We start from the raw sequence: 20445 nt of genomic DNA, 5'->3' as shown, positions 1-20445 counted from the left end.
ATCAAGTCGCTCGAGGCAGAACTCGACGCGCGGCTGTTCGAACGCGACCGGCACAAGGTCGAATTGAGCGACACCGGGCGGGTGTTCCTGCCGGAGGCGCGGGCCACGCTGCAGCAGGCCGCGCGCGCCGAGCAGATCGCGCGGCTGTCGAGCCGCGGCGAGATCGGCACGCTGCGCCTCGCGTTCGTGTCGTCGGTGCTGCCGGTGCTGCTGCCGGCGGTCCTGCGCGAGATGCGCGCGCGTTACCCGCTGATCACGGTCGAACTGAAGGACATGCCGACGCCCGACCAGGTCGCGGCGCTGCGCGAGCGCCGCATCGACTTCGGGATGATCCGGCTGCCGGCCGCGTATGCGGGCATCGACACGCGGGTGGTGCTCGAGGAGGGCTTCGTCGTCGCGCTGCCGCCCGGGCATCCGCTCGCCGCGCGCGACGCGATAGCGCCGGCCGACCTGCGCGGCCATCCGGCATTCGTGCTGGCGCGCCGCTATGCGCCGGGCTTCCACGACGACATGCTGCTCGCGCTCAGCCGCGCCGGCACGACGCTCGAGATCGCGCAGGAGTTCGGCGAATTCACGACGATGCTCGCACTCGTCGCGGCGGGAATGGGAATCGGGCTGATCCCGGCGGAAGCGGCGAGCGCGCTGCCGCCGAACGTGCTCGCGCGGCCGCTCGATCTCGCCGGGCACCGCAGCGGCATCGGCCTCGCATGGACCGATCTCGACAGCCCGCTCAAGCGCGCGTTCGTCGACGCGGTCGAGCAAGTGGCCGCGCAATCGCGGCAATGATCGCGGCAATAAAAAAACCCGGCCGGAAGAACCGGACCGGGTTGGTTCGCCGCGCGCCGCCTTGCGGCGGCCGCGCAACGTGCGGGATTACTTCGCGTTCGCGAATGCGACTGCCGTATCCAGCATGCGGTTCGAGAAGCCCCACTCGTTGTCGTACCAGCTCGACACCTTGACGAGACGGCCCGACACCTTGGTCAGCGTTGCGTCGAACGTCGACGAAGCCGGGTTGTGGTTGAAGTCGATCGACACCAGCGGCGCGTCGTTGTAGCCGAGGATGCCCTTCAGCGCGCCTTCCGACGCTTCCTTCATGATCGCGTTGACTTCCTCGACCGTCGTATCGCGCTTCGCGATGAACGACAGGTCGACGATCGACACGTTGATGGTCGGAACGCGAATCGCGTAGCCGTCCAGCTTGCCGTTCAGTTCCGGCAGCACGAGGCCGACCGCCGAAGCCGCGCCCGTCTTGGTCGGGATCTGGCTGTGCGTGGCTGAGCGCGCACGGCGCAGGTCTTCGTGATAGACGTCCGTCAGCACCTGGTCGTTCGTGTACGCGTGGATCGTCGTCATCAGGCCGGTTTCGAGGCCGATCTTGTCGTTCAGCGGCTTGACGAGCGGCGCGAGGCAGTTCGTCGTGCACGATGCGTTCGAGATGACCGTGTGCTCGGCCTTCAGCACGTTGTGGTTCACGCCGTAGACGATCGTCGCGTCGACGTCCTTGCCGCCCGGCGCCGAGATGATGACCTTCTTCGCGCCGCCCTTCAGGTGCGCGCTCGCCTTTTCCTTGGTCGTGAAGAAGCCCGTGCATTCCATCACGACGTCGACACCCAGCTCGCCCCACGGCAGTTCCGCCGGGTTGCGGTTCGCCAGCACGCGGATCTTGTCGCCGTTGACGACCAGGTAGTCGCCGTCGACCGACACTTCGCCCGGGAACTTGCCGTGCGCGGTGTCGTACTGGGTCAGGTGCGCGTTGGTCTTCGCATCGCCCAGGTCGTTGATCGCGACGATCTCGAGATCGTGCTTCTTGCCGTTTTCATAGAACGCGCGCAGCGTATTGCGGCCGATGCGGCCGTAGCCGTTGATTGCGACGCGGATCGTCATGGTCTATCTCCTGATGGCTGAAAAAATTCGTTTCGTGCAGCTTCACGGTGCGGCGCGCGCGTGGGGACGCGCGCGCCGCGAATAAGCCTTTTAGGCCAGCACGGCCTTGGCCGTCTCGACGACCTTGTCGACGGTGAAGCCGAAGTGCTTGAACAGCACGCCGGCCGGCGCCGATTCGCCGAACGTGTCGATCCCGACCACGCCGCCTTCCAGGCCGACGTACTTGTGCCAGAAGCTCGTCACGCCCGCTTCGATCGCAACGCGGCGCACGCCGTGCGGCAGCACGCGCTCGCGATACTCGGCGTCCTGGCGGTCGAACACGGTGGTCGCCGGCATCGACACGACACGCGCCGCGATGCCCTGCTGTGCGAGCGGCTCGACGGCCTTCATCGCGAGTTCGACTTCCGAGCCCGTCGCGATCAGGATGATCTTGCGCGCGACGATTTCCTCGTCCCAGTCCTTCAGCACGTAGCCGCCCTTCTCGATGTTCGCGATCTGCGAATCGGTGCGCGGGTTGAACGCGAGGTTCTGGCGGCTGAAGATCAGGCTCGACGGACGATCCGCGGCGACGGCGTGGGTCCACGCGACGGCCGTTTCGACCGTGTCGGCCGGACGCCACACGTCGTGGTTCGGGATCAGGCGCAGGCTCGACACGTGCTCGATCGACTGGTGCGTCGGGCCGTCCTCGCCGAGGCCGATCGAGTCGTGCGTGAACACGAAGATCGACGGCACCTTCATCAGCGCGGCGACGCGCAGCGCGTTGCGGCTGTAGTCGGAGAACGTCAGGAACGTGCCGCCGAACGGCTTGTGGCCGCCGTGCAGCGCGAGGCCGTTGATCGCGGCGCTCATGCCGAATTCGCGCACGCCGTAGTTGATGTGGTTGCCCAGCTTGACGCCCGGGCCTTCCGGATTCGCGCGGACGGCCTTCGATGCCTTCCAGTTGGTCAGGTTCGAGCCGGTCAGGTCGGCCGAGCCGCCGAGCAGCTCCGGCAGCGCGGCGGCCAGCCCTTCGATCGCCTGCTGCGACGCCTTGCGGGTCGCCACCGTCTCGGCGCGCTCGTTCGCGCCGGCGATGATCGCCTTCGCCTTCTCCGCCCAGTCGGCCGGCAGCTTGTTGGCCATCCGGCGCTCGAATTCGGCCGCTTCCGCCGGGAACTTCGCACGATATTGCGCGAACGTCGCATCCCATTCGGTTTCGGCACGCTTGCCGGCTTCCTTCGCGTCCCACGCCGCATAGACTTCCTGCGGAATCACGAACGGCGCCCACGTCCAGCCGAGCGCCTCGCGCGTCTTCGCGATTTCTTCCGCGCCGAGCGCGGCGCCGTGCACGTCGTGGCCGCCCGCCTTGGTCGCCGCGCCCTGGCCGATCACGGTCTTGCAGCAGATGATCGTCGGCTTGTCCGACAGCTTCGCCTTCGCGATCGCCGCATCGACCGCGTCGACGTCATGGCCGTTCACGTTCGGGATCACGTTCCAGCCGTACGCCTCGAAACGCTTCGGGGTGTCGTCGTGGAACCAGTTGACGACGTCGCCGTCGATCGAGATGCCGTTGTCGTCGTACAGCGCGATCAGCTTGTTCAGCTTCAGCGTGCCGGCCAGCGAGCAGGCCTCGTGCGAGATGCCTTCCATCAGGCAGCCGTCGCCGAGGAACACGTACGTATGGTGATCGACGATCTTCGCGCCGTCGCGGTTGAACTCGGCGGCCATCAGCGCTTCGCCGAGCGCCATGCCGACCGCGTTCGCGAGACCCTGGCCGAGCGGGCCCGTCGTCGTCTCGACGCCCGGCGTGATGCCGTACTCCGGGTGGCCCGGCGTCTTCGAGTGCAGCTGGCGGAAGTTCTTCAGCTCTTCCATCGGCAGGTCGTAGCCGGTCAGGTGCAGCAGCGCGTACAGCAGCATCGAGCCATGGCCGTTCGACAGCACGAAGCGGTCACGGTCCGACCAGTGCGGGTTTGCCGGGTTGTGCTTCAGGTGGCGCGACCAGAGCGCGACGCCGATTTCGGCCATGCCCATCGGCATGCCGGGGTGGCCGGAGTTCGCTTGCTGGACGGCGTCCATCGCGAGCGCGCGGATCGCGTTGGCCATCAGGGTGGTGGAGGCGGGAGACGAAGTCGTCATGTCGAGTCCGGAGATCGAGTCGAGAAAACGGGGCACGTGCGGTATCCGGAAGCTCGCGGGCCGGCCGCTCCCGGCGCGCAGTGCGGCGCCAGACGGAGGCGAGGCTGATGGAGCCGACGGACAGGGCAGCAAAGCCTGTCATTTTAACAGAATGGCTGACATTTCCCTTCCCGGCGGCCGGTGTTCGGGCCCGGATTTCCGTCAAGCTTCTCGCCGCCCTTGCGTCGTCCTTCCGCCATGCATTTCCCGCCCTCTATAATTCAGGAGTTGGCACTCCCCGCCCCGCGCGGCCTTCCTGTGAGCACGACGCTTCTGTTCCACCCGACGCCCGATTCCGCCTACGGTTTTCCGCATGCGCGGCGGCTCGCGCACGTCGCGTCCCCGCACCAGCAGATCGAGGTGTGGGAAACGCCGCAGCTCGGCCGCCTGTTCACGCTGGACGGCCGGCCGATGACGTCCGTCGGCGACGAGTACATCTATCACGAGTGCATGACCCACCCGGCCGCGCTCACGCACCCGGCGCCGCGCAAAGCGCTCGTGCTCGGCGGCGGCGACGGCGGCGCCGCGCGCCAGCTGCTCAAGCATGCGTGCATCGAGCGGATCGTCGTCGCGGAGCTCGACGACGAAGTCGTCGGCATGGCGCGCCGCTATCTCGACGACGTGCACCAGGGCGCGCTCGACGATCCGCGCGTCGAGGTCGTGATCGGCGACGCCGCGCATTTCGTCCGGTCGACCGTCGAGCATTTCGATCTCGTCGTGTTCGACCTCACGCCGCCGGATTCGCCGGCCGCCGGCCTCTATACGCGCGACTTCTATACGCATCTGAAGCGGATCCTGACGCCGTGCGGCGCGATCACGATGCATCTCGGCTCGCCGGTGTTCCATGCGTCGCGCATCGCCGCGCTGCTCGCCGACCTGCGCGCGAGCTTCGCGGTCGTCGATCCGTTGTCCGCGCACGTACCGCTGTACGGCTCCCAGTGGCTGATGGCGATCGCGAGCGACACGCTCGACGCCGCGTCGCTGTTCATGCACGACGTCGAGGAACGCCTCGCCAGCCGCGGCATCGAAGGGTTGCGCTACTACGATGCGCGGCTGCACCCGGCGCTGTTCGCGCTGCCGCGCACGCTGCGCGATACACTGGGCGTTCGCCGCTGACCGTTCGCGCCGTCGCGGCATGTCGCTTTTCCCCCGCACTTGCATCCGATCGGCGTCCGCGCGCCAAGCGCCGGCCGCGATCGACAGGAGATATTCATGACCGATCCACGTCCGGCCGACGTGCCTTGGTTGACGCCTTACCTGGCCGTGCGCAACGCACGCGAGACGATCGATTTCTTCAAGGCCGCCTTCGGCTTCGAACTGCGCGACATGCTCGACGAGGACGGCGCGATCATGCACGTCGAGATGGTCTATCGCGGCCAGCTGATCGTGATGTTCGCGCCGGAAGGCGCGTTCGGCTCGACCGCGCGCACGCCGAAGAGCGCGGGCGCGACCGCGCCGCAGTCGTTCTACCTGTACGTGGACGATGTCGACGCAACCTGGCAGCGCGCGCTCGACGCCGGCGCGAAATCGCTGACGGCGCCGCAGAACCAGTTCTGGGGAGATCGCTTCGCGCAGATCGAGGATCTCGACGGTTACCGCTGGGCGCTCGCGCGCCGTCTCGAAGCATGAGCGAAGCCACCACCACCGCGGCCGTGCCGCGCTTCTTCGTCGACGCGGCGCTGCGCGCCGACGCGATGCTCACGCTGCCCGCCGATGTCGCGCGCCATGCGCAGGTGCTGCGGCTGCAGCCGGGCGACACGCTCGCGCTGTTCGACGGCACGGGCGGCCAGTACCGCGCGCGGCTGGTCGAGATCGACAAGCGCAACGCGATCGCGCAGCTCGGCGCGTTCGAGCCGACCGAAGCGGAGCCGCCTTATCGCGTGACGCTCGCGCAGGGCATCGCCGGCGGCGACAAGATGGACTGGGTGATCGAGAAGGCCGTCGAGCTCGGCGTCGCGGCGGTCGTGCCGCTGTCGACGTCGCGCGGCGTCGTGCGGCTGTCGGGCGAACGCGCGGAGAAGCGCGTCGCGCACTGGCGCGGCGTCGTGCGCGCGTCGTGCGAACAGTGCGGGCGCAACCGCGTGCCGGAAGTTGCGCCGGTGCGCGGCTTCGACGCGTGGCTCGACGCGCTGCCGGCCGCGCCGGCCGACGGCGAGCTGCGGCTGCTGCTGTCGCCGCGCGCGAGCATCCCATTCGCGTCGCTGCCCGATGCGCCGCCCGCGGCGAACGTCACGCTGCTGATCGGCCCGGAAGGCGGGCTGTCGCCCGACGAGGAGAACGCGGCGCGCGCGCGCGGGTTCACCGCGCTGTCGCTCGGCCCGCGCGTGCTGCGCACGGAGACGGCCGGCGCGGCGGTGCTGGCGGCGCTGGCGGCGCGCTGGGGCGGGTGGTGATATGCGAGCAGGCTGACAAGCAAAGCACCTGCCGACGATCATCTGTTGAGCGCGAGTGGGTTTTGCGGACGGCGCTGGCTCCCGACTCACGGGCGGAATGTCGCCGCGTTCATCGGCTCGATGTCGATCACGGAGGACGTCTCGCATGCCGCGGCCAGCGCAGGCGACGCGTGTATCGCATCGGCCGCATACTGGGCGGGCGTCGCGCGCATGTGCAGCTCGGCGAGCAGGCGTGCGAGCGCGCCATCCTCGTGCGGCGCGACCTCGACGCCGGCCGGTACAGTTGCGGCATCGCTCGCGAACGCGCAGCCGCTCCCCGCAAGCGCAGCCGCGAACACGAGCGAAGCCCGTCTGAAGCGGATCATCGTGTGCCCCGCCCATTCGATCGTCGAGCCCGCCGCGCGTTACTTCGCCGCGCCGGGTACCGGAATCGCGTCCACCAGCGCATCGACGACGGGCGACAGCACCTCGCCCGGCCGGCCATTGATCCAGCCTTCTCCGCTGCTCCCGTAGACGTCGAACTTCGACGACACCGTGCGGCTCGGCGGCGCTTCGTCGAACACGCGCGCCATGCCCGAGAACATCGTCGTGAAGGCGGCGATCCACGCCTTGTCGCCCTTCGGGCGCGGGTTGCCCATCTTCGCCTGCAGCGCCTTCGCGCCCGGTTCCACGTCCGCGACCTGGCATTCGAACGAGACGGTCGCGATCGACTCGCCTTCGATGTATTCGTTCGGCGCCTGGGTCGAACCGGTCGACTTGCACTGCGTGCGGTGGAGCGCACGCAAGTACGCCCCGACCATCGCGTCGACCGGTGCGCGCAGCGCCGGGCGCGTCTTCGGCGGCATCCGGGACAGCATCCCGTCGGCCATCTCCTTGTGCATCGCGTCGCCGAGATGCGCGATCGCGTCGGTGTCCAGCGAATCCTTGCCGTCATAGCGCGCGCGCACCGCGTCGTTGTATTGCACGGCCTTCGATGCGTCGCCGTTGACGAACATGCCGAGGTACAGGTCGACGGTCTGCTCGGGCGTGAGCGGCGCGGCGTGCACGGCGCCGGTAAGGACAAGCGAGGACAGCACGGCCGCGCACGCGGCGCGGATGAACGGAACACGCGCGCAACCGCGCGCGGAACGGGAAATCGTCATGGGAAAACGGCCCTCTCTCGGATGAATTGTCTTGTGCACCCGGCGCGCGGCAGGCACCGCGGCCAGGTTGGCCAGGATTGTCCGGGAAAAGCGTGCACGATGAAAGCCCGGTCGAGCCGGACGGCGCGCGGGCGCAAAAAAGCCCGCTCGAGGCGGGCGTCTTCTGCTGGGCCGGGTGTGCCGGCCCGATGGGCCGGCGGGCTCGCGCGTTACGCGAACGAATAGAACACGCGGAACGCGACCTTGCGCTCGGCCCAGAACTCGGCCGCTTCGCGGAACACGTCGAGCAGCGTCTCGCGGCCTTCCTTGTCGAACTTCTGCGCGATCGGCAACCCTTCGAGCACGATCACGAAGCCCGGCTGCGCGCCCGCCTTCGCGACGAGATCGGTCAGGCAGTCGTACAGCGCGTCGTAGTTCTTGCCGAAGTGCTTCGGGAACAGGAACGACGTCGCGATCGTTTCCATCACTTCCTGCTTCGACTGCGCGGCGCCGCAGTACGCATACAGGAAATGCTGGCCGAGCCGGCCGGCTTCGTCGGCGAGATCCTGCACGCGGAACGCGCGGATCGACTGCACGAGATTGGGTCGCACGGTCGTGAAAAGGCTCATAGGCTCCTCGTTCGATGAAAGCCCGGGGCTGGTGTCCTGCTCCGACGGCGCGTCGCCAGCCTGTGCCGTCGCGCGCATCTGCATGACGCGCTGAAACAGATTGCCGTCGCCGGCCGCGAACAGATCCGCCGCCGACGCCGTGTCGTGCGTGTAGATAGTGTCGCTCATGCCGTTCATCCCGTAATCAATCAACAATGCGTTTAAAACTGCTGTAGTGGTCGTCCGTGTAATAACAATTGTCGACCCGACGCAGCGGCCCGCCGCACACGATCCGGCGGGCGCCGCGATTGCGCGCGCGCGGAGTCGGCACGGTGTATTCATGGTAGAAGCCGCGCTTCGCCTTCGGCAGGATCCGTTCGCGGTTGCCGAACACGACGCCGTCTTTCTCGTACGGATAGGGGCCGCCGGCGGCGATCAGGCCGAGCGTGGTCACGGCCTCGCGCGGAAGACGGGCGGTCGGGACGGTGTCGAGCCCGCCGGCGGCCACGTCGGCCGAGACGGCCCCCCGTGCGTAGGCGGCGGAAACCAGACTGCCCGTCGGCGTGCCGACGATACCCATCGCGAACATCGCGAAGACGGACGCGAGCGCGCCGTTGCGGAGCCACTTGCGTGCCATGAACCAGGGTTCCCGCTGTTAAATCAAGTAGTTGACGACCAACGAAGGCGTTAGCGTAGCGCTATTGTCCGCGCGAATCAATGTTCGTTTGGGTATCGAAAGCTACGCCGCGCCACGATCCGAGAAATTCTTACCGACTTCTAGTCAATTTTATCTTGTTCAGGATAAAATGCCGGCGGCATCTCTCGCATGGCAAGACCTGCCTCCTTGCCACGCTTCGCTACTGGAGTGGAGAGATGCTGCTGTTGCTTAGGGGAAGCGCGTTTGCGCCCTGCCCGATGGCGTGCCCGTTGCGGGCACGCCATTTTTTTCTTTTATTTACAAATTCGCCTAACGCGTCTTAACGCGTCGCGTTCACGTCGGCAACCAGCAGCGCGGCCATGTTGACGATCCGGCGCACCGTCGCCGATTCGGTCAGCACGTGCACCGGCTGGGCGGCGCCCAGCAGGATCGGCCCGATCGCGATGTTGTTGCCCGCGGCCGTCTTCAGCAGGTTGTACGCGATGTTCGCGGCGTCGATGTTCGGCAGGACCAGCAGGTTCGCGTCGCCCTCGAGCGTCGAATCCGGCAGGATTTCCTTGCGCAGCGCCGCGTCGAGCGCGACGTCGCCGTGCATTTCGCCGTCGACCTTCAGCTCCGGCGCGCGTTCCCGCAGGATCGCGAGCGTATCGCGCATCTTCTGCGCCGAAGGTGCGTTGCTCGTGCCGAAGTTCGAGTGCGACAGCAGCGCGACCTTCGGCTCGATGCCGAAGCGGCGCACTTCTTCCGCCGCCATGATCGTGATCTCGGCGAGCTGCTCCGGGGTCGGATCGACGTTCACGTGCGTGTCGACCAGGAAGATCTGGCGGCCCGGCAGCACGAGGCCGTTCATCGCCGCGTACACGCTGCAGCCCGGGCGCTTGCCGATCACCTGGTCGATGAAGTGCAGGTGGCGGTGCGTCGTGCTGATCGTGCCGCAGATCATCCCGTCCGCCTCGCCCTTCTTCACCATCATCGCGCCGATCAGCGTGGTGCGGCGGCGCATCTCGACGCGCGCGAGCTGCTCGCTGATGCCCTTGCGCGCCATCATCTTCGCGTAGTCCTGCCAGAACTCGCGGTAGCGCTCGTCGTGCTCGGTGTTGACGACCGTGAAATCGACGCCCGGCGTCAGGCGCAGGCCATAGCGCTGGATGCGGTGCTCGATCACGGCCGGGCGGCCGATCAGGATCGGTTTCGCGAGCTTTTCGTCGACGACGATCTGGACGGCGCGCAACACGCGCTCTTCCTCGCCTTCCGCGAACACGACGCGCTTCTTCTCCTCCGCCACGCTGCGCGCGAGCTGGAAGATCGGCTTCATCGTCGTGCCGCTGTGATACACGAACTGCTGCAGGTGAACCCTGTATGCCTCCATGTCCTCGATCGGACGCGTCGCGACGCCGCCGTCCATCGCGGCCTGCGCAACGGCCGGCGCGATCTTCACGATCAGGCGCGGGTCGAACGGCTTCGGAATCAGGTATTCGGGCCCGAACGACAAGTCCTGGATGCCGTACGCGGTCGCGACGATGTCGCTCTGCTCCTGCTGCGCGAGTTCGGCGATCGCATTGACGGCCGCGATCTCCATTTCACGCGTGATCGTCGTCGCACCGACGTCGAGCGCGCCGCGGAAGATGAACGGGAAGCACAGGACGTTGTTGACCTGGTTCGGATAGTCGGTGCGGCCGGTCGCGAGCACCGCGTCCGGGCGCACTTCGAGCGCGAGTTCCGGCAGGATTTCCGGGGTCGGGTTCGCGAGCGCGAGGATCAGCGGGCGCTCCGCCATGCCCTTGACCATCTCCTGCTTCAGCACGCCGGCAGCCGACAGGCCGAGGAAGATGTCCGCGCCGTCGATCACTTCGGCGAGCGTGCGGGCTTCGGTTTCGCGCGCGAAACGCTCCTTGTCCGGGTCCATCAGCTCGGCGCGGCCCTTGTATACGACGCCGGCCAGGTCGGTCACCGTGATGTTCTCGAGCGGCAGGCCGATGTCGACGAGCAGGTCGAGACACGCGAGCGCGGCCGCGCCTGCGCCGGATGCGACGAGCTTGACCTTCTTGATGTCCTTGCCGACCACCTTCAGGCCGTTGGTGACGGCCGCGGCAACGACGATCGCGGTGCCGTGCTGGTCATCGTGGAACACCGGGATCTTCATCCGCTTGCGGGCTTCGCGCTCGACGATGAAGCAGTCCGGCGCCTTGATGTCTTCCAGGTTGATGCCGCCGAAGGTCGGCTCGAGCGCGGCGATCACGTCGACCAGCTTGTGCGGGTCGGTTTCGTTCAGCTCGATGTCGAACACGTCGATACCGGCGAACTTCTTGAACAGCACGGCCTTGCCTTCCATCACCGGCTTCGACGCGAGCGGGCCGATGTTGCCGAGGCCGAGCACCGCGGTGCCGTTCGTGACGACGCCGACCAGGTTGCTGCGCGCGGTGAAGCGGGCCGCGTTGAGCGGATTCTCGACGATCTCCTCGCACGCGAACGCGACGCCCGGCGAATAGGCGAGCGCCAGATCGCGCTGGTTGATCATCTGCTTGGTCGGCGCAATGGCGACCTTTCCGGGGGTCGGGAATTCGTGATAGTCGAGGGCGGCTTCGCGGAGCTTGGCTTTGGAGGAGGCTTGAGTGGACATGTGTCTCGTGACGAGCGGATTAGAATAACTAGTCGACGCATTGTAGCGCCATTCGATGGCTCCAAAATGGCGATTCGGGTGCAACAGCCGCGACAAAAATGTACTGAACGGTGCAGGAACGCCGCCGTTCGGCTCGTACAATGCCGTTCACTCCAACCGCCTCGGGTCCGTCCGCCGTGCCAGCCGCCCTGTCCGAATTCTCCCTGATCGACCGCTTCTTCGCGCGCCGCGCGGCCCGGGGAGCGCGTGCCGCGACGCTCGGAATCGGCGACGATTGCGCGCTGATCGCACCACGTTCCGGAAAGTTGTTTGCCATTTCGACGGACATGCTGGTCGAAGGCCGCCACTTCTTCTCCGACGTCGCGCCGCACGCGCTCGGCCACAAGACGCTCGCGGTCAACCTGTCCGACCTGGCCGCGATGGGTGCCGAGCCGCGCGCGTTCACGCTCGCGTGCGCGCTGCCGCGCGCGGACGAGGCATGGCTCGCGGCGTTCAGCGACGGCTTGTTCGCGCTCGCCGACCGGTTCGGCTGCGAGCTGATCGGCGGCGATACCACGAGCGGGCCGCTGAACCTGTGCGTGACCGTGTTCGGCGAGGTCGCGCCCGACGCCGTGCTGCGACGCGACGCCGCGCGCGACGGCGACGACGTCTGGGTGTCCGGCACGCTCGGCGACGCGCGGGCCGGGCTCGGCGTCGCGCGCGGCGAATGGACGGCCGGCGCGGCCGAGGCGGCCGCGTTCCGGGCCGCGCTCGAGCGCCCCGAGCCGCGCGTCGCGCTCGGGCTCGCGCTCGCGGGCGTCGCGCACGCGGCGCTCGACATTTCCGACGGCCTTGCGGGCGACCTCCAGCACATCCTCACCGGCTCGCGCGTGTGCGCGAGCATCGACGCGGACGCGGTGCCCCGCTCGGCCGCGCTCGCGACGCTGCCGCCGGACGTGCAGCGGCGCTGCGCGCTCGCGGGCGGCGACGACTACGAGCTGTGCTTCACCGCACCCTCGGCCGCCCGCGCGGCGGTCGAGGCAGCCGGCCGGCAGGCGGGCGTCGCGGTCACGCGAATCGGTACAATACGAAGCTTGTCCGCGCCGTCGGAGCGGCCCGCGATCGCGTGGCGCGACGCCGCCGGCGCGCCCCTTGCACTCACGTTGCACGGTTTCGACCACTTCCATGCAGACTGACCCGACGCCCCCGCGCGCCGTGGCCGAAGCCGGCGGCGCAACGCAGCACGCGCCGCAGCGCGCCACCCTGCGCTTCATGCTGTCGCATCCCGCGCACATCCTGTCGCTCGGGTTCGGCAGCGGGCTCGCGCCGTTCATGCCCGGCACGTTCGGCACGCTGTTCGGCTGGCTGACGTTCGTCGCGCTGAACCGCTACCTGACGGTGCCCGAATGGTGGGCGCTGATCGCCGCCGCGTTCGCCGGCGGCATCTGGCTCACCGGTTTCACCGCGAAGAAGATGGGCAACGCCGATCCGGGCCCGGTCGTCTGGGACGAGATCGTCGCGATCTGGATCGTGATGCTGTTCGTCACGCCGGCGACCTTCGTCGGCCAGCTCTGGGCGTTCGTCGCGTTCCGCTTCTTCGACATGCTGAAGCCGCCGCCGATCCGCTACGTCGAGCGCCGCCTGAAGGACGGCCTCGGCATCATGGCCGACGACCTGATCGCCGCGTTCATGTCGCTGCTCGTGATCGCGCTGTGGCGATCGTTCGCCGGCTGACCCTGCCGGGCCGGCCCTTCCGACTTCCGTTCCTCCGATCCGCATGCCAACCGATTCCGTCGTCCATCAGCTCGCGATCCGCGCCGGCAACAAGCTGCGCGACGAGCACCTGCTGCTCGCCACCGCCGAATCCTGCACGGGCGGGATGATCGCCGCGGCGGTCACCGACATTTCCGGCAGCAGCCAGTGGTTCGAGCGCGGTTTCGTCACGTATTCGAACCAGGCCAAGAGCGAGATGATCGGCGTGCCGGCCGAGCTGATCGACAAGCACGGCGCCGTCAGCGAGCCGGTCGCGCGCGCGATGGCCGAAGGCGCGCTGCGCAACAGCCGCGCGCAGGTGTCGCTCGCGGTCACCGGCATCGCCGGCCCCGCGGGCGGCAGCGAGAAGAAGCCGGTCGGCACCGTGTCGTTCGCGTGGAGCAACCGGCTGCATACCGACGCCGAGACGCTCGTGTTCAAGGGCGATCGCGAGCAGATCCGCACGCAGGCAGCCGCGCATGCGCTGCGCGGGCTGCTGAAGCTGCTCGACGAACGCGAAGGCTGACGCGCCGCGGCGCTTACTGAATCGCGTCGGGCTTCACGACGATCCAGTTCTTGTCGGCTGTCACGGGCAGGCCGAGCGCCTTCTGCTTCGCGGCCGATTCGTCCGACCACGCGCGGATCTGCGTCATCTGCCTGTCTTTCTTGTTCACCCACACCCGCACGCCGCCGCGCGCGACGTCCGTCGCGTTCAGCAGCATGTAGCCGTCCGACGTCGGCGTATCGCCCGCGACGAGCACCGGCTTCTTCCACTGGTCGATCCAGCCGACGATCGAGCCGAGCTTGCCTTCGTACCACGTCATCGGGTTCATCAGGAACGGCGTGATCACGAGATTACGGTTCGCCGCCTCGTCGTACTTGCCGGCCTTGATCTGCAGCCGCGACGTCGTCAGCGCGCCGGTCGCCGGGTTGCGCAGCAGCGTGGTCACGCCGATCACGTGGTCGGGCTTCACGTTGTAGCCGTACTTCGGATCGGACAGCACGAGCCGCGCGAGCTCCTCGTGCGCGGCCGTCATCACGTATACGTCGATGCCGTTCTCGTGCAGCGCGTTGTACAGCTCCTGCATCCCGCGGAAGAAGCGCGGCGGGTTCACCGTGCCGTCGGCGACCTTGTCGCCCTGCCAGTAGCGGATCGGGATCGGCCGGCCGTCGGCGAGCATCGCGTCGATGTGCCGCTTCAGCTCGGCGAGCGACAGCCCGGCGAACGCCTGCGCGATCCACGGATAGCAGACGAGGTCGTCGATCTCGCAGAGCCGGTAGTAGTAGCTCGTCAGCGATTCCTTGTACTCGGGCGAATCCTTGAACGGGATCAGCTTCAGCGACGCGTCGAGCGTGTCGCGCGTCAGCACGCCGCGCTGCTCGAGATACGGCAGCAGCGATTCCTCGAGGTCATTGCGGTAGGTCGTGTTGTCGGCGTCGAACACCGCGTAGTCGCCGCGATGCGCGTGCGCGGCGATCATCGCGTTCAGCGCCTTCGCGCTGTCGGCCGGCCAGTGCGCGAGCTCGGCCGCATGGGCAAACGTGAGGGACATGGACGCGGCAAGCGCGGCCAGAAGACGTCGGGGCAGCATGGGCATGGCGTCGGCTCCTTTCTTGACATTTTCGTGACGGATCGATGACAAGCGGCAGCTTTGCGCGATTGCCGTGCGAACGTGCGATGCGGATGCGACGGGAAGTTGTCCGCGCGCGTCATGCGCGCGCGGCGGCCCGGGAAGGCGGGGTGACGGCCTGGCCCGCAGGCCGGCCGCAGCGACGGGGGAATCGAAACGGGCGGCTCGACGCGCGAAGTCGATGCGTCGGCCCGCCCGCCCCGCTCAACGATGCGCGTTGATCGTGTCGCGGGTCTTCTGCGCGGCGAGCGCCGCGGCTTCGGCGAAGTCCTCGTCCTTGCTCGCGTACAGGATCGCGCGCGACGAGTTGATCATCATCCCGGTGCCGTCGGCGGTGCGGCCCGCGCTGACGGTCGCCTGCACGTCGCCGCCCTGCGCGCCGATGCCGGGGATCAGCAGCGGCATGTCGCCGACGATCCCGCGCACGATCTCGATTTCCTTCGGGAAGGTCGCGCCGACGACGAGGCCGAGCTGGCCGTTCTTCTCATTCCACTTGTTCGCGGCGAGATCGGCCACCACCTGGTACAGCGGGCGGCCGTTGGTCTCGAGGAACTGCAGGTCCGAGCCGCCCGGGTTCGACGTGCGGCACAGCACGATCACGCCCTTGCCGTCGTGCTCGAAGTAAGGCTCGACCGAATCGAAGCCCATGTACGGGTTCACCGTCACCGCGTCCGCACGGTAGCGCTCGAACGCTTCGCGGGCGTACTGCTCGGCGGTGCTGCCGATGTCGCCGCGCTTCGCGTCGAGGATCACCGGCAGGCCCGGATGCTGCAGGTGGATGTGCGCGATCAGCCGCTCGAGCTGGTCCTCCGCGCGATGCGCGGCGAAGTAGGCGATCTGCGGCTTGAACGCGCTCGCGTACGGGGCGGTCGCGTCGACGATCTGCCGGCAGAACTCGAAGATCGCGTCGGGCTGGCCGTCGAACTGCGCGGGGAAGCGCGACGGCTCGGGATCGAGGCCGACGCACAGCAGCGAATTGGTGCGCTGCCACGCGGCGCGCAGCGATTCGATGAAAGTAAGCGGGGAAGACATGGCGGGTACTCGCGGCAAACCGTTGGTAGACCGCGTATTTTACCCGCGTCGCCGCCGGCTTTCGCGCGCGGGGCCCTCGCCGCGCGCATCGTTGCGCCCGACGGTGAACGCGAAGCGCCGCGCGAGCCGCTCGCCGGGCGCGAGCAGCGTCATCCCGTGCGCGGCCGCGCCGCCCGGCAGGTTCACCGCATTGATCGGATGATCGACCGGCTCGAAGCAGAAGAAATCCTCGCCCGGCGGCGTATACAGCACGTACGCGTCGGCATCGGCCGCGACCGTCAGCATCAGCCCGCGGCGCGGCCAGCTCACCGTCGCGTGGCCGCCCCAGCCGGTGAACGCATGGTTGACCAGCGCGGCCGGCAGCGGATACGCGACGCCGAACTGCCAGGCCGGCGGCACGCTCACGTGCCGCACCGGCAGGAAATCCGCGCCCGACAGCCACAGCCCGCCGGCCGCGGCCGCCAGCTCGGTCGCGTCGTCGCGCACCAGGAACGGATGCACGCCGAGCCCGAACGGCAGCCGCGCGCGGCCGGCGTTCTCGATCGTCAGCGCGATCGACAATGTGGCGTCGTCGAGCATGAAGGTCTGCGTCGCGCGGAATGCGTACGGCGCGCCGTGGCCGTGATCGAGCGACAGCTGCAGCAGCGTGTCGGTCGCCTCGTCGACCTGCCAGCGCGCGAGCCAGCCGTCGCCGTGGATCGGCAGCGGCTCGTCGCGGCGGTTGCGCGGCACCGCGACGCTGCGGCCGTCGCATTCGAAGCGCGCGCCGCCGATCCGGTTCGAGTAAGGCAGCAGCGGGTAGCACGCGAGCTCGTTCGGATCGGTCGCCGCATCGGGCCGCTCGCAGCGGCGGAACACCGGCGTCAGCGCGCCGCCGTCGCCGCGCCAGTCGAAGCGCGCGATGCCGCCGCCCAGATGCGGCAGCACGTCGAGCCGCAGCGCCGCGTTCGACAGCGTGACGGCGCGTGCATGCGACGCGCCGACGCCCTGCGCGAACGCGGCGGTCTGCGGGCCGGCGCTGACCGGCTGCGCGGCGGCGGCGAGGCGCGCGCGGCGCGATTGCGTCGTCGTCGGCGATGACGACGCGCGCGAGGAAGTGGCGGTCATGACGGGCGCTCCTGCATCGTTCTGTATCGAGGTGTCGGTTCGCATCGCGCGGCGGCGGCTCAGGCCCAGCCGCCGTCGACGATCACGTCCTGCGCGGTGATCATCCGGCTGTCGTCGGCCGCGAGGAACAGCGCCATGCGCGCGAGATCGGCGGGCAGCAGCTCCGCGTCGAGGCACTGGCCGGCCTTGATCGACGCGCGGCCCGCGTCGTCGAGCCACAGCCGCCGCTGCTTGTCGGTCATCACCCAGCCGGGCACCAGCGAATTGACGCGGATGCCGAACGGGCCGAGGTCGCGCGCGAGGCCGCGCGTGAGCCCCTGCACGGCCGCCTTCGCGGTCACGTACACCGGATAGCCGCCGTTCTTCAGCATCCAGCTGATCGAGCCGAGGTTGATGATCGCGCCGCCGCCCTGCTGCTTCATGTCGTCGATCACGGCCTGCGCGGCGAAGAACTGGTGACGCAGGTTCACCGCGATGCCCGCGTCGAACGATTCGGGCGTCACGTCGCCGATCGCGTGGCGCACGTCGTTCGCCGCATTGTTGACGAGCACCGCGATCGCGCCGATCCGCGCGCGGATCGCGTCGATCGCACGGCGCAGCGCGGCGACGTCGGTGAGGTCGCATTCGATGAACAGCGGCGCGTGACGCGCGGGCGCCAGGCGCTCGGCGAGCGCGCGGCCCGCCGCGGCGTCGAGATCGACGAACGCGACGCGCGCATCCTGCGCGACGAAATGCTCGACGAACGCGGCGCCGATGCCGGTCGCGCCGCCGGTGATCAGCACCGCGCGGTCGGCGAGGCTCGGGTAGCGCGCGTAGCGCGGATCGTTCGCGGAAGTATCGGTGGTCATGCGGTTCGCCTCCGGTGGATCAGTCGCGCCCGCCGCGGTTCTTCAGCTGGTCGAGCAGCACGGCCGCGAGCAGGATCGCGCCGCGCACCAGGTACTGATAGAACGCGTCGATGTTCAGCAGGTTCATCACGTTCTCGACGGTGCCCATGATCAGCACGCCGATCACGACGCCCGAGATCGTCGCGCGTCCGCCGAGCAGCGACACGCCGCCGAGCACGCATGCGGAGATCACGTTCAGCTCGAAGCCCTGCGCGGCGTTCGGCTGGCCCGACGTGATGCGCGACGCGAGGATCACGCCGGCGAGCGCGGTCACCGCGCCCTGGATCAGGAAGATCACCACGCGGGTGCGCTCGACATTGATCCCCGCGAGCCGCGACGCTTCCGGGTTGCCGCCGATCGCGAGCGTGTTGCGGCCGTACACGGTCTGGTTCAGCAGCACGCCGAACACGACGAAGCACAGCAGCGTGACCCAGATCGGCAGCGAGATGCCGAACAGCGACAAGCCGCCGAGCGCGATGAAGGTATCCGACGACACGCCGACCGCCTGCCCCTTCGACACGATGAAGCCGAGCCCGCGCACGATCTCCATCGTCGCGAGCGTCGTGATCAGCGCGTTGATGCGCAGGTACGCGATCACCGCGCCGTTGACGAAGCCGATCGCCGCGCCCGCCGCCACCGCGGCGACGATCGCGACGAACGTGTTGTCGGTCGCGTTCAGCACCATCGCGCACAGCACGCCCGAGAACGCGACGGTCGAGCCGATCGACAGGTCGAAATCGCGCGACGCGAGACAGAACATCATCGTGCACGCGACCATGCCGATCTGCGAGATCGACAGCGCGAGGCCGAGCATGTTGTCGATCGAGAAGAAGTGATCGACGGTCAGCGACATCGTCACGAACATCACCGCGAAGATCGCGATCAGGCTGTAGTCGGCAAGCTGCTGCCACCACGTCTGGCGGTCGGCGGGCTGCGGCGCCGGTGCGTCGGCGGCCTGTTTTACAGCCGCGCCGGCGAGGTTTTCTCTGACTTGCATGGTCATGTCTCCTGCTCCTGCATCGCGCGGCGCATCGGCGCCGCGCGTGGTCGAATCGGTTGTCCTGGTGGTTCAGGCCGCGTGCGCGGCGCTTGCCTGCGGCAGCGCGAGGCTCAGCACCGCATGCTCGCTCGCCTGCGCGCGCGGCAGCTCGCCCGCGATGCGCCCTTCGCGCATCACGACGATGCGGTCGGACACGCCGAGCACTTCCGGCAGCTCCGACGACACCATCACGATCGCGCAGCCGCGCTCCGCGAGCCGGTAGATCACGTCGTAGATTTCATGCTTCGCGCCGACGTCGATGCCGCGCGTCGGCTCGTCGAGGATCACGACCTTCAGGTCGGGCTCGGCAAGCCAGCGCGACAGGATCGCCTTCTGCTGGTTGCCGCCCGACAGGAAGCGGATCTTCTGGCGGCGGCTCGGCGTCTTGATCTTCAGCCGCTGGATGAAGCGGTCGGCGGTGTCGCTTTCCGTCTTGCGGTCGATGAACAGCCCGGCGCGCAGCGAGTGCCGGCGGCAACTGATGTTGATGTTCTCCGCGACCGACGCCATCGCGATGATCCCTTCCTCCTTGCGGTCTTCCGGGCACAGCACGATGCCGTGGCGAATCGCGTCGCCGGTGCGCTTCACGTCGATGCGCGCGCCGTCGAGCGCGAGCGTGCCCGCGCGCTTGCGGTCCGCGCCGTAGACGAGCCGCATCAGCTCGCTGCGGCCCGCGCCGACGAGGCCGAAGAAGCCGACGATCTCGCCCGCGCGCACGTCGAAGCTGGCCGGCGCGCGCAGCGCGTCGCCCTCGACGCCGTCGACCGCGAGCCGCACGTCGCCGAGCGCGCGCGGCGCGTAGTGATAGATGTCGGCGATCTCGCGCCCGACCATCTCCGCGACGAGGCGCTCGCGCGGCACGTCGGCGAGCGTGGCGTGCGACGCGATCTTGCGGCCGTCGCGGAAGATCGTGCACGCGTCGCACAGCCGGTAGATCTCGTCCATCCGGTGCGAGATGTAGATCAGCGCGCGGCCGTCGGCGCGCAGGTCGTCGACGAGCTTGAACAGCACCTCGGTCTCGCGATGCGACAGCGAGCTGGTCGGCTCGTCGAGCGCGATCACGCGCGCATTGCGCATCAGCGCCTTGCAGATCTCGACCATCTGCCGCTGCGCGATCGACAGCTTGCCGAGCTTCGCATCGGGATCGAGATCGACGCCCATCGCGGCGAGCCGCTCGCGCACGTGGCGCTTCGCGCCGCCCTTCCTCACCCAGCCGAACGCGTTCGGCAGCCTGCCGAGCAGCAGGTTCTCCGTGACCGTCAGGTCGGGCACGTACTGCAGCTCCTGGTGGATCACCGCGATGCCGGCCGCGATCGACGCGCCCGCATTCGCGAAATGCACGGGCCGGCCGTCGACCAGCACGCTGCCCGCATCGGGCTGATATTCGCCGCCGAGAATCTTCAGCAGCGTCGACTTGCCCGCGCCGTTCTCGCCCATCAGGCCGTGCACCTCGCCCGCGTGCACGTCGAACGAAATGCCGTCGAGCGCGCGCACGCCGGGAAACACCTTGCCGATATTGTCAAAACGCAGTGCCGCTGACACTTCGCCTCTCCCGTTACGATCGATCGTCCGCCGGC

20 protein-coding genes are annotated in these 20445 nt (G+C 68.5%); 7 read left to right on the top strand and 13 right to left on the bottom strand.

Going from position 1 to position 20445, the window contains the following annotated elements; all coding sequences use genetic code 11:
• On the top strand, window positions 1-786 hold a 786-nt coding region (locus HWY45_RS32855; RefSeq protein WP_150999156.1), incomplete at its 5' end, for a LysR family transcriptional regulator.
• 87 nt (window positions 787-873) lie between these two features.
• Here the strand turns inward: HWY45_RS32855 and gap are convergent.
• A complete protein-coding gene (gene gap / locus HWY45_RS32850; RefSeq protein ID WP_010091320.1) occupies window positions 874-1884 on the bottom strand; it encodes a type I glyceraldehyde-3-phosphate dehydrogenase in 1011 nt (336 codons plus the stop codon).
• 90 nt (window positions 1885-1974) lie between these two features.
• On the bottom strand, window positions 1975-4047 hold the full coding sequence (gene tkt / locus HWY45_RS32845) for a transketolase (protein ID WP_059878796.1): 2073 nt from the start codon (window positions 4045-4047) through the stop codon (window positions 1975-1977).
• Window positions 4048-4299: 252 nt separating this feature from the next.
• Here tkt and speE point away from each other — a divergent pair, with 252 nt between their 5' ends.
• From speE to HWY45_RS32830, 3 genes are all read left to right on the top strand, one after another.
• Window positions 4300-5157, top strand: coding sequence for a polyamine aminopropyltransferase (speE, locus tag HWY45_RS32840; RefSeq protein ID WP_059878777.1), 858 nt, complete (start codon window positions 4300-4302; stop codon window positions 5155-5157).
• 96 nt (window positions 5158-5253) lie between these two features.
• On the top strand, window positions 5254-5670 hold the full coding sequence (locus HWY45_RS32835; protein WP_059564608.1) for a VOC family protein: 417 nt from the start codon (window positions 5254-5256) through the stop codon (window positions 5668-5670).
• Window positions 5667-6434: a 16S rRNA (uracil(1498)-N(3))-methyltransferase gene (locus HWY45_RS32830; RefSeq protein WP_059878774.1), complete on the top strand. Its 768-nt coding sequence runs from the start codon at window positions 5667-5669 to the stop codon at window positions 6432-6434. Before HWY45_RS32835 ends, HWY45_RS32830 begins: the two co-directional genes overlap by 4 nt.
• 86 nt (window positions 6435-6520) lie before the next feature.
• On the opposite strand, the gene HWY45_RS32825 is transcribed toward HWY45_RS32830, so the two are convergent.
• From HWY45_RS32825 to HWY45_RS32805, 5 genes are all read right to left on the bottom strand, one after another.
• Window positions 6521-6799: a hypothetical protein gene (locus HWY45_RS32825; RefSeq protein WP_059878771.1), complete on the bottom strand. Its 279-nt coding sequence runs from the start codon at window positions 6797-6799 to the stop codon at window positions 6521-6523.
• 39 nt (window positions 6800-6838) lie between these two features.
• Window positions 6839-7576, bottom strand: coding sequence for a hypothetical protein (locus HWY45_RS32820; RefSeq protein WP_063895620.1), 738 nt, complete (start codon window positions 7574-7576; stop codon window positions 6839-6841).
• A 209-nt stretch (window positions 7577-7785) separates the two neighbouring features.
• Complete coding sequence (locus HWY45_RS32815) at window positions 7786-8352, bottom strand: barstar family protein (protein ID WP_059564609.1); 567 nt, start codon at window positions 8350-8352, stop codon at window positions 7786-7788.
• A gap of 16 nt (window positions 8353-8368) precedes the next feature.
• A complete protein-coding gene (locus tag HWY45_RS32810) occupies window positions 8369-8800 on the bottom strand; it encodes a ribonuclease (protein ID WP_059564541.1) in 432 nt (143 codons plus the stop codon).
• A 340-nt stretch (window positions 8801-9140) separates the two neighbouring features.
• Window positions 9141-11441: an NADP-dependent malic enzyme gene (locus HWY45_RS32805; RefSeq protein ID WP_059878769.1), complete on the bottom strand. Its 2301-nt coding sequence runs from the start codon at window positions 11439-11441 to the stop codon at window positions 9141-9143.
• 140 nt (window positions 11442-11581) lie between these two features.
• Between HWY45_RS32805 and thiL the strand changes: the two genes are divergently transcribed.
• The 3 genes from thiL to HWY45_RS32790 are packed head-to-tail and all read left to right on the top strand — an operon-like array spanning window position 11582 to window position 13698.
• Window positions 11582-12616 carry a thiamine-phosphate kinase gene (thiL, locus tag HWY45_RS32800; RefSeq protein WP_150999159.1) on the top strand — a complete coding sequence of 345 codons (1035 nt, stop codon included), beginning with the start codon at window positions 11582-11584 and terminating at the stop codon, window positions 12614-12616.
• Window positions 12606-13154 (top strand): phosphatidylglycerophosphatase A family protein, encoded by a 549-nt coding sequence (locus tag HWY45_RS32795; RefSeq protein ID WP_059564544.1) that lies wholly within the window; start codon window positions 12606-12608, stop codon window positions 13152-13154. The genes thiL and HWY45_RS32795 overlap by 11 nt, the downstream gene beginning before the upstream one ends.
• A gap of 43 nt (window positions 13155-13197) precedes the next feature.
• A complete protein-coding gene (locus HWY45_RS32790; protein ID WP_059564545.1) occupies window positions 13198-13698 on the top strand; it encodes a CinA family protein in 501 nt (166 codons plus the stop codon).
• Window positions 13699-13711: 13 nt separating this feature from the next.
• On the opposite strand, the gene HWY45_RS32785 is transcribed toward HWY45_RS32790, so the two are convergent.
• From HWY45_RS32785 to araG, 6 genes are all read right to left on the bottom strand, one after another.
• Complete coding sequence (locus tag HWY45_RS32785; protein ID WP_059878763.1) at window positions 13712-14770, bottom strand: HAD family hydrolase; 1059 nt, start codon at window positions 14768-14770, stop codon at window positions 13712-13714.
• Window positions 14771-15007: 237 nt separating this feature from the next.
• Entirely contained in the window at window positions 15008-15835 is an 828-nt protein-coding gene (gene pyrF / locus HWY45_RS32780; RefSeq protein WP_059878761.1) for an orotidine-5'-phosphate decarboxylase, read from the bottom strand.
• Between the two features lie 39 nt (window positions 15836-15874).
• Window positions 15875-16942: an aldose 1-epimerase gene (locus HWY45_RS32775; protein ID WP_059878758.1), complete on the bottom strand. Its 1068-nt coding sequence runs from the start codon at window positions 16940-16942 to the stop codon at window positions 15875-15877.
• Window positions 16943-17001: 59 nt separating this feature from the next.
• Window positions 17002-17790, bottom strand: coding sequence for an SDR family NAD(P)-dependent oxidoreductase (locus HWY45_RS32770; RefSeq protein ID WP_059878755.1), 789 nt, complete (start codon window positions 17788-17790; stop codon window positions 17002-17004).
• A 19-nt stretch (window positions 17791-17809) separates the two neighbouring features.
• Window positions 17810-18826: an L-arabinose ABC transporter permease AraH gene (gene araH / locus HWY45_RS32765; protein ID WP_059564610.1), complete on the bottom strand. Its 1017-nt coding sequence runs from the start codon at window positions 18824-18826 to the stop codon at window positions 17810-17812.
• A 72-nt stretch (window positions 18827-18898) separates the two neighbouring features.
• On the bottom strand, window positions 18899-20410 hold the full coding sequence (gene araG, locus HWY45_RS32760) for an L-arabinose ABC transporter ATP-binding protein AraG (RefSeq protein WP_059878752.1): 1512 nt from the start codon (window positions 20408-20410) through the stop codon (window positions 18899-18901).
• Between the last annotated feature and the right edge of the window lie 35 nt (window positions 20411-20445).

Source organism: Burkholderia stagnalis, assembly GCF_902830275.1.
Classification (GTDB): Bacteria; Pseudomonadota; Gammaproteobacteria; order Burkholderiales; family Burkholderiaceae; genus Burkholderia; species Burkholderia stagnalis.
This window is presented reverse-complemented; position numbering and strand designations above follow the sequence as displayed.